Annotated in this window: 11 protein-coding genes; 5 read left to right on the top strand and 6 right to left on the bottom strand. The window is 51.3% G+C overall.

The genetic code is table 11. From position 1 onward, the window contains the following. The first annotated feature begins 89 nt into the window (after positions 1-89). Positions 90-2984: an excinuclease ABC subunit UvrA gene (gene uvrA / locus MJ611_RS04630; protein ID WP_250428340.1), complete on the top strand. Its 2895-nt coding sequence runs from the start codon at positions 90-92 to the stop codon at positions 2982-2984. A 64-nt stretch (positions 2985-3048) separates the two neighbouring features. On the opposite strand, the gene MJ611_RS04635 is transcribed toward uvrA, so the two are convergent. Then, the gene (locus tag MJ611_RS04635; RefSeq protein ID WP_250428341.1) at positions 3049-3636 is read right to left on the bottom strand and encodes a DUF4142 domain-containing protein; all 588 of its coding nucleotides are present in this window, start codon (positions 3634-3636) and stop codon (positions 3049-3051) included. Between the two features lie 87 nt (positions 3637-3723). After that, positions 3724-4305: a DUF4142 domain-containing protein gene (locus tag MJ611_RS04640; protein WP_250428342.1), complete on the bottom strand. Its 582-nt coding sequence runs from the start codon at positions 4303-4305 to the stop codon at positions 3724-3726. Positions 4306-4534: 229 nt separating this feature from the next. Here MJ611_RS04640 and MJ611_RS04645 point away from each other — a divergent pair, with 229 nt between their 5' ends. Beyond that, entirely contained in the window at positions 4535-5245 is a 711-nt protein-coding gene (locus tag MJ611_RS04645; RefSeq protein ID WP_250428343.1) for an ABC transporter ATP-binding protein, read from the top strand. Positions 5246-5322: 77 nt separating this feature from the next. Here the strand turns inward: MJ611_RS04645 and MJ611_RS04650 are convergent, their stop codons facing one another. The 3 genes from MJ611_RS04650 to rpoN form a co-directional block, all read right to left on the bottom strand. Beyond that, complete coding sequence (locus MJ611_RS04650; RefSeq protein WP_250428344.1) at positions 5323-6105, bottom strand: enoyl-CoA hydratase-related protein; 783 nt, start codon at positions 6103-6105, stop codon at positions 5323-5325. A 79-nt stretch (positions 6106-6184) separates the two neighbouring features. Then, positions 6185-6802: a hypothetical protein gene (locus tag MJ611_RS04655; protein ID WP_250428345.1), complete on the bottom strand. Its 618-nt coding sequence runs from the start codon at positions 6800-6802 to the stop codon at positions 6185-6187. A gap of 128 nt (positions 6803-6930) precedes the next feature. Then, a complete protein-coding gene (gene rpoN, locus MJ611_RS04660) occupies positions 6931-8382 on the bottom strand; it encodes an RNA polymerase factor sigma-54 (protein WP_250428346.1) in 1452 nt (483 codons plus the stop codon). Between the two features lie 305 nt (positions 8383-8687). On the opposite strand from rpoN, the gene asnS reads away from it, so the two are divergent. The 3 genes from asnS to MJ611_RS04675 all read left to right on the top strand — a co-directional run bounded on the left by asnS (position 8688) and on the right by MJ611_RS04675 (position 12636). Further along, entirely contained in the window at positions 8688-10127 is a 1440-nt protein-coding gene (asnS, locus tag MJ611_RS04665) for an asparagine--tRNA ligase (protein ID WP_250428347.1), read from the top strand. A 122-nt stretch (positions 10128-10249) separates the two neighbouring features. Then, positions 10250-10831, top strand: a complete 582-nt coding sequence (locus tag MJ611_RS04670) for a porin family protein (protein WP_250428348.1) — start codon at positions 10250-10252, stop codon at positions 10829-10831. A 248-nt stretch (positions 10832-11079) separates the two neighbouring features. Beyond that, positions 11080-12636 (top strand): hypothetical protein, encoded by a 1557-nt coding sequence (locus tag MJ611_RS04675; protein WP_250428349.1) that lies wholly within the window; start codon positions 11080-11082, stop codon positions 12634-12636. Positions 12637-12707: 71 nt separating this feature from the next. On the opposite strand, the gene MJ611_RS04680 is transcribed toward MJ611_RS04675, so the two are convergent. Next, entirely contained in the window at positions 12708-13220 is a 513-nt protein-coding gene (locus MJ611_RS04680; protein WP_250428350.1) for a DUF4168 domain-containing protein, read from the bottom strand. Positions 13221-13543: the final 323 nt, after the last annotated feature.

Below are 13543 nucleotides of genomic sequence, written 5' to 3' on the forward strand. Positions count from 1 at the left end.
CTCTTTTTCTGTTAAGAAGGGTTGGTGCGCTGCGACTGCAAAGCACTGATAATTTTGTACCTTTGCTATTTAAAATAAAGCATTCCTGAATGGCTTTTAACCAAGCGCAAGAAACTACTACCGGCACCGACACTGCCTTCTCTCAGAACGGGGAAGCACAGCAGATCGAAGTATACGGTGCCCGCGAACATAACCTCAAGAACATTTCCATCAAGCTGCCACGCTACAAACTGGTCGTATTTACCGGCATCAGTGGCTCGGGCAAGTCGTCGCTGGCGTTCGATACTATTTACGCTGAAGGGCAGCGCCGCTACATGGAAACCTTCTCGGCCTACGCACGCTCGTTTATGGGCGGCCTTGAACGACCGGATGTAGACAAGATCGAAGGCCTGTCGCCGGTGATCTCGATTGAGCAGAAAACCACGAGCCGCAACCCGCGCTCTACGGTAGGTACCATCACCGAGATCTACGACTTTATGCGTCTGCTGTGGGCGCGTACGTCCGAGGCGTTCAGCTACGTGACCGGCGAAAAGATGGTGCGCCAGAGCGATGAGCAGATCGTAAACCACATCCTGGAGCACTTCGACGGCAAGCGTATTGTGGTGCTGGCCCCGGTGGTAAAAGGCCGTAAGGGCCATTACCGTGAGCTCTTTCAGCAGATCCGCAAGATGGGCTTCATCCGTGCCCGCGTGGATGGCGAACTGGTGGAGATCGCACCAAAAATGCAGGTGGACCGCTACAAGATCCACGACATCGAGATCGTGATCGACAAGATCGTGGTGAAGGAAGAAGACCGTTTCCGTTTGTCCGGTTCTATTCAGAACGCATTGACACACGGCAAAGGCACGGTACTTATACTTGACGTTGACGCTGACAAGACACACTTCTTCTCGCGCCACCTCATGGACCCGGCCACCGGCATTGCCTACGACGATCCGGCTCCGAATTCCTTCTCCTTCAACTCGCCTTACGGCGCCTGCCCGGTGTGTAATGGCTTGGGTGAGATACAGGAGATCACAGAAGAATCGGTTATACCGGATAAGGACCTGAGTATACGCCGCGGAGGTATAGCGCCACTAGGTGAGTACCGCGACATCTGGATCTTCAAGCAGATCGAAGCGCTGTTCAAGCAGTTCAAGGTGTCTGTTTCCACCCCTATCAAAGACCTGCCGGCCGATGTGGTGAAGGTGCTGCTCTATGGTATGGACGAGGACCTGGAGGTAACCACCAAAAAGGGCGACTTTATTGTTGAGTTCGAGGGCATCATCAACTTCCTCAAAAACCAGATGGAATCTGATTCGGACAACATCCGCACCTGGGTAGAGGATTTTACGCAGACCACCACCTGCCCGGAATGTAACGGCTATAGGTTAAAGAAGGAGTCGCTGCACTTTAAAATCGACAACAAAAATATAGGCGAGCTTTCGGTGCTGGATATTAACCGACTGGCGGCTTGGTTCGATGGATTGGAAAACCGCCTGAGCGAGCGCCAGAACGTGATCGCCAAAGAACTCTTGAAAGAGATTCGCAAGCGCATTGGCTTTTTGCTGGACGTAGGCTTGGATTACCTGAGCCTGCACCGCCCGGTAAAAACGCTTTCGGGTGGCGAGAGTCAGCGTATACGCCTGGCTACGCAGATCGGTACACAGCTGGTAGGTGTTTTATACATCATGGACGAGCCAAGCATCGGCCTGCATCAGCGCGACAATGAGCGCCTGATCAAAGCCCTGCAGGACCTCCGCGACCTGGGTAACTCCATCATTGTAGTAGAGCACGACAAGGATATGATCCTGCAGTCGGATTACGTGGTGGACATTGGCCCTGGCGCAGGTATACACGGTGGGCAGGTAGTAACGGCCGGCACCCCGGAAGAGATGATGAACGCCGGCACCACCACCGCCGACTTCCTGAGCAACCGCCGCGGCATTGAAGTGCCGCGCGTAAAACGCCCGGGCAATGGCGAAGTGCTGCGCCTGATCGGGGCTACCGGCAATAACCTGAAGAACGTAACGCTGGAGCTGCCGCTGGGCAAGATGATCTGTGTAACGGGTGTGTCGGGTAGCGGCAAGTCCTCGCTGATCCACGACACGCTGTACCCGATTTTGAACACGCACTTCTTCCGGGCCAAGCGCGAACCGCTGCCTTATAAAGCGATTGAAGGACTGGATAAGATCGACAAGGTAATTGAGGTGGACCAGTCGCCGATTGGCCGCACGCCACGCTCTAATCCGGCTACCTATACTGGTGTGTTTACCGATATCCGCAGTTTGTTTGCGCAATTGCCGGAGGCCAAGATACGAGGCTATACGCCGGGTCGCTTCTCGTTTAACGTGAAGGGTGGCCGCTGTGAGGCTTGTGAGGGAGCCGGTATGCGAACCATCGAGATGAACTTCCTGCCGGATGTGTACGTGCCCTGTGAAGTCTGCAAAGGCAAGCGCTACAACCGCGAAACCCTGGAAGTACGCTTCAAAGGCAAAAGTATAACCGATGTGCTGGACATGACCGTGGAGCAGGCCGTTGAGTTTTTCGACAGCCAACCGCGCATCCTGCGCAAAATACAGACGCTGAACGAGGTAGGATTGGGTTACATCACGCTAGGGCAGCAGGCTACGACCTTATCGGGTGGTGAGGCGCAACGCGTGAAACTCGCAACCGAGCTTTCGAAGAAAGATACCGGCCAGACGTTGTACATTCTGGATGAGCCCACCACTGGCCTGCACTTTCAGGATATTGAGCACCTTTCAGAAGTGCTGCATAAGCTTACCGACAAAGGCAACACGGTACTCATCATCGAGCACAACCTCGACCTGGTCAAAATTGCCGATCATATCATTGATATTGGTCCGGAAGGTGGCGAAGCCGGTGGTACGATTGTGGCCGCCGGTACGCCGGAAGAAGTTGCTGTATCAAGTATCGGCTATACTTCCCGCTTCCTGAAAGAGGAGCTAAGAACCAGCCATTACCGGGAGAGCAACGAGGTCTGAAAATAAAAAGCCAAAGTATAAAAAAGCCGCTGCTATAGTTTAGCAGCGGCTTTTTTATACTTTGCTATCTCACGTTGTTGATTTTTTCTTCCATGCTCTCAGCCATTTGCCGGTGTTGTCGCAGCAACGGCAATTGTTTGGAGGCAAAGGTCCTGATGTTGATATCGGCCCCCTCTTCCGCAGCATTTTCATACTGTTTTACCAGATCTTTATGCAGGTCTACCATCTGGTTCATGTAGGCCAGGTCAAACGCGATGCCGGATTGCGAGTTAACCAGGTCGATGATCTCCTTATGATCCTGTCCGGGCTCGGTGGGCAGCACGATCCTCCGTTGGTCGGCCACTTGTTTCAGGTCTTCTGCAATCCGCTTGTGGTCCGAAACGATGCGTTGTGCCAGTGCTTTCACTTCTGGGCTAACGGCCCGCTCCAGTGCCATCTCCCCTAACTGCACCTGTAGCAAGCTGGCAGAGGCAGCCTCAGCGGCAAACCGGATATCATTTTCCATGCTCTGCACGCCGGCATTCTGCATTCCTGTTTCCTGCAACTGCGCCTTGCTCTGCTCTATTGCCTGGTGTACGCTGTCATCAGGGGTGCACCCGGTGCTCAGGAAAAGAGCCGCCATCAGCATGCCGGAAAGTATAGTTCTTGTCATAGTTTGTAGTATGGTTGTAGATATAAAGCATCTGTAAGATAAACTCACAGATGCTTTATACTTAAATTGGCAGCACAAAGGCTATACTTATTGCTTTTTCTGCATGGTGCTGTCGATCTGCTGGGCTTGCTTCAGGTGCATGCGCAACGTAGTCAGCGTTTTAGAGGCAAAGGCTTTGGCTTCTGCATCCTCCAGGTTATTAGAGGCGTCCTCAAACATGTTTACATCTTCTTCGTGGTCACTCACCATCAGGTCCATGTAAGCCTCGTCAAACTCCGCTCCTTTTTTATCTCTTACATCTTTCATCTTATCCATGTGGTCCTGGCCCATACTGTCTGGCAACATGATGTTCTTTTTAGAAGCAAGTGCCTTCAGCTCGTCGTTGGCTTTGGTATGGTCCTTCACCATCATGGCTCCAAAGTCTTTCACCTGCTTGCTCTGGCCTTGTTTCTGGGCTATTTTACCAAGCTCTACTTCCATCATGCCGCCGCTGGCTGCCTTGGTCATAAAGTCAGATAAGTTTTGCTTCTGGTCTTCCATGGCTGTGCCTTCAGCCATCTCCTCGTTAGTTTCCTGGGCCTCTTCTACGGGCTCCTTTTTCTGTTCGCAAGCGATCGTGCCAAACAAAAGGCAACCCGCTACTAAACCTGTTAATCCAATTCTTTTCATAGTTCTATAGTTGTTTAATTTTTTAAAGAATAGTAAATATACAATTCTATACGCCCTTGGCGCTAAGGAGTTCTGTTTGTTGCACTTCCATGATTTATACTGCTTTTTTTGATGATTTATAAAGCAGATAAAAGGTATTTTTTATACATTACTTCCTTATTACACATCACCCGGAATACACAAAACAAACTTCTGAAAAATGTTAAAACACCATTCACGCTCAGCCCCTATGAAAAAAACAAAAAGAGGTAACTGGACAAAAGGCCTGTGCCTGTTACTCCTGCTACTGCCGCTCAGCTTTGCACAGGCACAAGACCAGCAGGAAGAGCGCGAAGAGGAAAAAGAGATGCACAACATAGACACCGAGCACGACAAGATCCTGAAGCTGCACCCCCTGCAGATCGGTGAAATCTATTTATCTTACGAGAAACTGCGTACCCCCCGCATCAGCAACGAGTTCGGGATCAGCTACGTGTATACCAGCTACCTGAAGAGCTCCGACTGGTTTCCGGAAGACAAAAGCACCATAGGTATTGGCGTGCGCATGAGCCAGCGCCATTATACTTCCAAAAAGAAAAACGCACCTTTTGGCTTTTTCCATGGGCCGATGCTCGGCTACAGGTTCCTGGCATTCGAGAAGAATGTATTTGGCCTGGAGGAACTACCTCCTAACGACCCTAACTACAAGTATGTGGGCCGGCTGTACGTAAACGCCCTGGACCTGAGCTACCAGGCAGGAGGACAGTTTCCGCTGGGCAAACAATTTACTTTTGAGGTGGCGGCATCCTTAGGGGTGCGTGCCAAAGTGGCAAAAGCAGACGGTGCCGGAGATATGCTGGAAGATAAGATAATTGGCCGTATTGTGCACTCCGATGAAAACACTGCTGCAGCGATAGTGCCTCTGCCACAGCTAAAGCTAAGCCTGGGCTACGCTTTCTAGATACAACCAAGTATAAAAGTAAAAGCCGGAGCTATACTTTAGCTCCGGCTTTTACTTTTATGTGTTAAATATAAAGCTTAGGCTCCTTTAAACTGCGGCTTGCGCTTCTCGTTGAAGGCGCTAACACCCTCCTTGTAATCCTCAGAATTCCCGGCTATTTTCTGGCAGTACGCCTCGTAGTCCAGCATTTCGTCCAGGGTAGAGCTGAAGGATTTGTTCAGCATTTTCTTCATCAGGCCGATGGCTTTGGTTGGCGCTGCGGCATAACGGGCGGCCAGTTCGGCTACGGCTGCGTCCAGTTCTTCCGGTGCCACCACGCGGTTTACCATGCCTAATTGCAAGGCCTCCTCGGCTGATACTTTAGAGCCCAGCGTGCTTAACTCGAAAGCCTTCAGCGAACCTACCACGCGCGGCAGGAAGAAAGAAGAACCCGAATCGAGCACCAGCCCTACGTTCACGAATACTTCGATCATACTTGCTGCCGTAGAAGCCACCACCAGATCACAGGCAAGAGCCAGTGAGCAGCCGGCTCCGGCAGCCACCCCGTTCAGTTTGCAGATGATCGGCTTTGGCAGGTTGCGTATGGCCCGGATAATCGGGTTATAGCGTTTCTCCAGCGATTCCGACAGGTCGCGCTTGTCGGCGTTGGCAATCGCTTTCAGATCCTGGCCGGAGCAGAAAGCTTTGCCGGCACCTGTCAGCACCACCACGCGCACATTGTCGTCGCGGGTAACCTGCTTCAGGGCATCCTGCAGGTCGTAGCTCTGCTGGTCGTTAAAGGCGTTAAATACGTCGGGTCTGTTCAGGGTAATGGTGGCAACACCATCCTGCACCTGGTATAGAAGGCACTCGTAGGTCATCGTTTGTTTTAGTTAGTAAGGCAACCAAAGGTATAGATTATAGGCTGCAAGTGCAACGGATATGCACTCCCTTTACGGCTTACAGGAACAGGGCTGCCGTAAAAGCAAGCAGAAATCCACTGCCAAACCCGGTGTATACCTGCGCTGGCGTATGCGCGTCCAGCGACAGCCTTGCTGACAGCACAGCGCCTGCTATCAGCACGTCAAAAATGATCGGGGATAGCAACTCTGCCTCCGGTACCAGCCGGTTCAGAAACAGCAGCAGGCCCAGGCTACCCCCCATGGCCATACTATGTGCACTCACTTTCCAGAACAGCGATATGACCCATGTCAGGAAAACGGAGGTTGCAATAATGCCCATCACTACGTAAAAGAGCTGATCAAAAACAGGCTCGCGGTAGAACAGGTAAGAGGTAACGCCATAGCAAAGCCCTGTAAAAAGCAAAGGCAGGCGGCGTTGCTCCCGCCGGTCCATCTCCATGGAGTCGATGTGGCCGGTGCGCACCAGGGCATAAGCTCCCAAACCCGGAATGATGACCGTGGTGAAAAAGATCATGGCCAGCACCATCCAGCGGCTGCTCAAAGGGAGCGTGAGCACCGGCACCGGCAGGTAATATAAGATAAAAGCAAAAAGGTAAGTAGGTACAAGCAGTGGGTGAAATACGACCGAAAGCAACCTGGCAAGCGTGCGGTTCACTTTTTATAATTAATGAATTACGAATTAAGAATGATGAATTGGGTTCTGGATTTATACGTCAGCTATACTTTTACAAAACTATTATTTGCTGAAATTCATAATTTGTAATTCAGCATTCATAATTAGTGTTAAAGCTCTTTGCGGAGGCGGGCTACCGGTATGTTAAGTTGCTCGCGGTACTTGGCAACCGTACGGCGGGCAATGTTATAGCCTTTCTCGTTCAGGATCTGCTCTATCTTCTCGTCGGAAAGCGGCTTGCGCTTGTTCTCCTTGTCGATGATCTCTTTGAGAATGTGCTTCACCTCACGGCTGCTGGCATCTTCGCCGGAGTCGGTGGCTATACCTTCCGAGAAAAAGTACTTGAGCGGGTAAATACCAAACTCGGTCTGCACGGCTTTGCTGTTGGCCACGCGGCTTACTGTTGAGATGTCCATGCCGATCTCTTCGGCAATATCCTTCAGGATCATCGGGCGCAGCTTACTCTCGTCACCTTCCAGGAAGAACTCGTGCTGGTACTTGATTATGGCTTCCATGGTGCGCAGCAGCGTGTTCTGGCGCTGGCGTATGGCATCGATAAACCACTTGGCCGCGTCGAGCTTCTGCTTCACAAACGTTACCGTCTCCTTCAGCTTCTTGTCCTTCTTATCCGACTTGTCGTAGGCATCGAACATGTCGGCGTAGGAGCGGCTGATGCGCAGGTCCGGGGCATTGCGCGAGTTGAGGGACAGCTGCAACTGACCATTCTCGTTGGTAAGTATAAAATCCGGTATGATGTACTGTACCCGTGTCATGCCAGCCCCTGCCCCGCCCGGTTTCGGGTTCAGTTTGATGATCAGGTCAACGGCCTTTTTCAGGTCCTCTTCGCTAACTCCGAATTTGGCCTGTATCTTCTGGTAATGCTTTTTGGTAAACTCGTCGAAGCTTTCGGAAATGATACGTTCCGCCAGCACTGTTGTAGCATCCTGCTCGCGACGGTGCAGCTGCAGCAGCAAACACTCTGGCAGGTCGCGGGCTGCAATACCGGCCGGGTCAAAGGTCTGGATCATGTGCAGCACCTGCTCAATCTCCTCTTCCGAGGTCTCGATGTTCTGCGAAAAAGCCAGGTCGTTAACAATGGAGCTTAGCTCCCGACGGATGTAGCCATCGCTGTCGATGCTGCCGATCAGCTGCATGCCAATGGTATACTGTTTGTCGTCAAGGTCCAGGAAACCGAGCTGGTCGAGTAGCGAATCGGTAAGGGTGGAGGTAACAGCTATCGGCATTTCACGATCTTCGTCGTCATCGCCGCCGCGGTCGCCCTGCATTTTGTAGCCGCTGATCTCGTCATCGTTCAGGTAATCGTCGAGGTTGATCTCGTCTTTGCTGTAATCCTCCTCGCCATCATACTCCTCTCCGTCCGAGTCGCTGTACTGGTCGGCATCAGCATCTTCGCGGCCTTCCTCCAGAGCAGGGTTTACTTCCAGTTCTTCTTTGATGCGCATCTCCAACTCGGCAGTAGGTATCTGCAGCAGCTTGATAAATTGTATCTGCTGCGGCGATAGCTTCTGGGATAAAAGTTGTCTTAAATCGAGTCGCTGCATAGTGGAAAAACGGTTTTTTGCGCAAAAAAGTGCACCTCCAAATTTAGGATAATTTTACTAGCATTTACAAAAAAGGTTAAATTATCGTTACTTTGAGGGATTTTTGGGGAAAGCTGGAAACGGGCGCTGCAAAACTCCGGAAGTATGGCATATGCTCTCGTTACCCGTCTGGGTATCACTGCATTTTGACGCTTCGATGGTACCTTCCGTTTTCCGTTTACTTTGAGTAGCTACGCTACCTTTCAATTTTAATCTTTAATTTAGCTGTACGGGTTTTCTGACCCTGTATGCTACAAGTTATACATATGCAACGCACGAAAGTAAAAGAACTGCTGACAGGCGCCGAAGTAGGCAAGGAAGTATTGCTGAAGGGTTGGGTGCGCACCAAGCGCGGTAACAAGTTTGTGAATTTTATCGCCGTAAACGACGGCTCCACCATCCATAACCTGCAGGTAGTAGCCGATGCCGAGAAGTTTCCGGAAGAGACGCTGAAAGACATCACCACCGGCGCAAGCGTGGCCGTAACCGGCGAACTGGTTGCCTCCCAGGGCAAAGGCCAGGCCTACGAAGTGGTGGCTAATACCATCGAGGTGATCGGCAAAGCCGACCCGGAAGCTTACCCGCTGCAGAAGAAGGCACACTCGCTGGAGTTCCTGCGTGAGATCGCCCACCTGCGCTTCCGCACCAACACCTTCGGAGCTGTTTTCAGGGTACGTAACACGCTGGCTTTTGCCGTGCACAAGTTTTTCAACGAGAAAGGCTTTGTCTACATGCACACGCCGATCATCACCGCTTCGGACGCAGAAGGCGCCGGCGAGATGTTCCGCGTAACCACGCTGGACCCGATCAACCCGCCACTCACCGAAGACGGGCAGGTAAACTATGAGGAGGACTTCTTCGGTCGTGCTACCAACCTGACGGTATCGGGACAGCTGGAGGGCGAGCTGGCGGCCATGGCTTTCAGCGACATTTATACTTTCGGACCTACGTTCCGTGCCGAGAACTCCAATACCACGCGCCACCTGGCCGAGTTCTGGATGATCGAGCCGGAGATGGCGTTCTATGACCTGAAAATGAACGCCGACCTGGCCGAAGATTTCATCAAGTACATCATCCGCGAAGCGATCGAGAAGAACCGCGACGACATCGAGTTCCTGGGACAGCGCCTGGTGGAGGAAGACAAAACCAGGCCGCAGAACGAGCGCCAGGAAATGACTTTGATGGAAAAGCTGGAGTTTGTAGTCAACAACGACTTCGAGCGCGTAACCTATACCGAGGCCATCGACATCCTGGTGAACTCACCGGCTTACAAGAAGAAAAAATTCCAGTACGAGGTTAGCTGGGGCGTTGACCTGCAGAGCGAGCACGAGCGCTACCTGGTAGAAAAGCACTTCAAGAAGCCGGTGATTGTAACAGATTACCCGAAGGATATCAAAGCGTTTTACATGCGCCTCAACGACGACGGCAAAACCGTAGCCGCCATGGACATCCTGGCACCGGGCATTGGCGAGATCGTGGGTGGCTCGCAGCGTGAAGAGCGCCTTGACCTTTTGGTAGAGCGCATGAAGGGCGTAGGCATTGAGGAGGAGGCCCTGTGGTGGTACCTGGATACCCGCCGTTTCGGTGGCTGTCCGCATGCTGGTTTTGGCCTGGGCTTTGAGCGCCTGGTGCAGTTCGTAACCGGCATGGGCAACATCCGCGACGTGATTCCTTTCCCGAGAACGCCACAAAACGCGGAGTTTTAACAAAGGCTATACTTTATACTTCAGAAGCCCGGCTATACTTTGGTCGGGCTTTTTTATTGATCTTTAACATTATATATTCCGGTTATCCTATCTTTAAGGCACCAATTGCTTTATACTTTACTATGAACAAGTTTTACCCGCTCTTAGCAGGATTACTCCTGCTTTGCACGCTCTACGCCACAGCACAAGAGCAAATCAACACTCCCCTTGCTGCGAAAAAGAAGTACACCAGTATTAAAGTTGGCCCTAGCTTCGCGACGTTATCTCCGAAAGGCGAGCCATGGCTATGCCCGCAGTTTGGAGCCCACGCCGGCCTATACTATTTAACAATGGAGAGCGACAGGCTTGGTATACAGGCAGAAGCGCAGTATTCGTTCCAGGGGGCAGAGCTCGATCGTGGCCACCTGCTGCTGCACTACCTTAACATTCCCATTACTGCTAAATTCTTTGTAGCGCCTGAAGTAAGCCTGCAAGGCGGTGGTTATGCAGGACTGCTATTGGAAGAGCGGTATGAGTACGAAGCCTACAACAGCCGCCCTAACATGGAAGGGGCAGACTATGGCCTGGTGTATGGCCTTTCTTACGGAAATGAAAGCAAGCTGACGGTAAGCCTTCGCCACCAGGTAGGTCTTGCAGACATTATCGGAGCCAAAAACCAGGTAGTTCAATTGTCTTTGGCCTACTGCGTGAGCAGCAAACAGTGATGAAATCATTCTGGCTGTAGTCTTGCTTGCCTATACTTACAAGGGGCAAATGCACTATGGTTATTCTTAACCGAAACACCAATACCATACAGATAGCCTCCTTTCTTAAAGAGAAGCTGTAAAGCAAAACTGCTAATGTAAACGGCTCAAAAACTTTTACTTATAAATTCGGTTATTTGACCACAACAATTTATACTTTGGCTGGAAATTTGCAGTTAAAGCTTAGACTATTTTAACTAAATTATACCATGCGAAAGATACTCTTCACCGTTCTCTTTCTGGGCTTGTTTGCCACTGTGGCCAGCGCCCAGCAGGAGTTTGCCAACGTGGAGTTGCCCATGCGCCGAGCCGAAGATCTGGTAACAGTGGCCGATGGCGAAGGTAATGTCTGCGTGTATTTTTACCAAAGCGGCAAATTGTACTTTAACCTTCTCTCTCCTTCCGGCCAGGTGGTTTCTTCACAGGAGATTCCGTGGCGCTGGAACGAGCAGCCCCAGATTCTGGGTACCCGTGTGACCGATGACGAGTTTATGTTTTACAGCCGCTACGCAAACGGCCGCCGCGATTATGTGCGCCCATTTGCCATTAACCGCAGAACCGGTGCTTTCCGAAGCCTGCAGGACGTGCTCCTGAAGAAAGAAAGAGGCGAGCAGTTTATCGGTGGTTTTGTTGATGCAGACCACGCATACATGCTCTACACAGATAAGAAGCAGAACATACACTTGTACCGCGACGCGGGCGATGCGCAGATGGAGAAAAAGACATTTGCCACAGATAAGATGCCCCGCACCCGTGGCCGCTACGACCGTGAGGCGGAGCTCATCTTTGTGCATCCGGACCTGGAGCGTACCGTGTTTGCAGGTCATCACCGCAGCAAGATCTATACCCGAGGCGACAAGGTACACATGATCTTCGACGATTTCTATACCAAAGGCAATGGCAACAAAACGACTACCGAGATCCTGACGCTGGACTGGAACAGCGGCCAGACCGAGTACCGCACGCTGCCAGCTTTTGAGAATGAGAAGGACCCGAATTTCAACTCATTCCTGCACAACAACATGCTGTTTAGGGTGCAGTTAGCAAAAGATGAGATGAACCTGGTAGCTTACGACTTTGCTACGCTCAAGCCGATCAAGGACTATAGCTACAAAGGCGACCAGGAGATCGCAATCAAGTCGACGCCGGTACACCAGCGCGGCATCAAAGCGTTGTTCTCTCCGGATAACACCACCATCGAGAAGACCTCGAAGGTAATGAAGAACCTGGCAAACGGTATTCCGGCCATCACCGTCGATTCGTTTGGCGACAGCACGCTGCAACTGACAATCGGCTCTTACCAACCGCCAAAAGTAAACGATCGCGGTAACGACTATAGCCGTCTGGTGCGCACCCCGGACCGTTATGTCTATACTTCACGTGGTTTGATGATGATACCCGGCCGCTGGACACCGGCCTATAACATCCCGAGCTACTACCTCGACTCGCCGTACTACAGCCGTTACTTCTACGACCCGTACGGGCAGGGAAGAAACAACCTGCCTTCAGGGCCTGGCATCAGTACCTACTTCAGGGCAGTGCTGGATAACGAGAACCTGGAGAAAGTAAAATCTGATGAGGTTGTAGTGCTGCAGGACAAGATAGAAGAATACGAGACAGAACTAAAGCCGGAGCCGGAGTTCAAGACTGTTTACCGCTACGGCGACAAGCTGCACTACGGCTATCTGGACCGCAAGACCAGGTCGTTCCGTATTGTGGAGTTCTCGCAGGATCAACCCAGACAGGAACAGCCACAGCAGCAGTAATTTCCTGACCGTACCATAAAAAAGAAGCCCTGCCGGAAATTCCGGCAGGGCTTCTTTTTTATACTTTGTGGTTACTGTTGTCCCATCATTTTCTTCACGCGGGCCTGCAGGGTTGGGTTTTGCTGGTAAGCAAGCATGATCTGCTCATACTTATCCACCGTCATGCCGTCTTTTTGGATCGCCTGCTCCATGTTCTTTTCCATTTCCGGCTGCAGGGCTATGATGCGTTCGGCCGCTTTGTTAAAGGCCGCAAGTTCTTCCGGTGTTGCACCGGCCTCGTTCAGCTTTTGCTGCTGGTGCGCCTGCGCCAGCTGGTTAAATTTCTCAACCTCCAGTTTTTCCTCCTGCAGGATCGTAAGCATCACTTTCTCGCCTTCCTTCTGCACGGCAAGCAAGCGCGTGCTGGCATCTACAAACTGCTTGATATCGGCATCCGAAATGTCGGTGGTAGCCTGCTGTTGCTGCTGTGGTGGCTGCGTTTGTGGAGTCTTTGTCTGCGCCAGGGCGGTATCGGCAAAGCTTACCAGCCCCAGTATAAGAGCAGGCACAATTATTCCTTTTACTTTTTTATAGTTGAAGCTCATAAAATTCCGGATTAGCGTTTAGAAGTGAAAATGATAGATTGAAACAGGCAGTTGTGCAGGGCTGCCAACTTAACTATACTTCCTTTTGAGCGGATTTGTTCGGAAACAGGGCTACAGCTAGAGGGCTTGTAGTATACCCGGATAACCGAACAACCCTGCCGCTATACTTCATTGTTCCAACCCGGTTGATCGTTTGAAAGCTTTTTTGCCTTTGTAAAAAGCAAAGTTTAGTATAAAGGGCTGCCAGCAAGACGAACAGGAATTGCAGTAGCGAAATGCCACATTTAAAGGTACAAGAAATCGGTACGATCTTAATTTCTGGA

The organism is Pontibacter ruber (assembly GCF_023630205.1).
Classification (GTDB): Bacteria; Bacteroidota; Bacteroidia; order Cytophagales; family Hymenobacteraceae; genus Pontibacter; species Pontibacter ruber.

Bases quoted from the DNA above. Each gene is read 5' to 3' on its own strand.
- uvrA (WP_250428340.1), top strand. From the start codon at position 90: ATGGCTTTTAACCAAGCGCAAGAAACTACTACCGGCACCGACACTGCC.
- MJ611_RS04635 (WP_250428341.1), bottom strand. From the start codon at position 3,636: ATGACAAGAACTATACTTTCCGGCATGCTGATGGCGGCTCTTTTCCTG.
- MJ611_RS04640 (WP_250428342.1), bottom strand. From the start codon at position 4,305: ATGAAAAGAATTGGATTAACAGGTTTAGTAGCGGGTTGCCTTTTGTTT.
- MJ611_RS04645 (WP_250428343.1), top strand. From the start codon at position 4,535: ATGAAAAAAACAAAAAGAGGTAACTGGACAAAAGGCCTGTGCCTGTTA.
- MJ611_RS04650 (WP_250428344.1), bottom strand. From the start codon at position 6,105: ATGACCTACGAGTGCCTTCTATACCAGGTGCAGGATGGTGTTGCCACC.
- rpoN (WP_250428346.1), bottom strand. From the start codon at position 8,382: ATGCAGCGACTCGATTTAAGACAACTTTTATCCCAGAAGCTATCGCCG.
- asnS (WP_250428347.1), top strand. From the start codon at position 8,688: ATGCAACGCACGAAAGTAAAAGAACTGCTGACAGGCGCCGAAGTAGGC.
- MJ611_RS04670 (WP_250428348.1), top strand. From the start codon at position 10,250: ATGAACAAGTTTTACCCGCTCTTAGCAGGATTACTCCTGCTTTGCACG.
- MJ611_RS04675 (WP_250428349.1), top strand. From the start codon at position 11,080: ATGCGAAAGATACTCTTCACCGTTCTCTTTCTGGGCTTGTTTGCCACT.
- MJ611_RS04680 (WP_250428350.1), bottom strand. From the start codon at position 13,220: ATGAGCTTCAACTATAAAAAAGTAAAAGGAATAATTGTGCCTGCTCTT.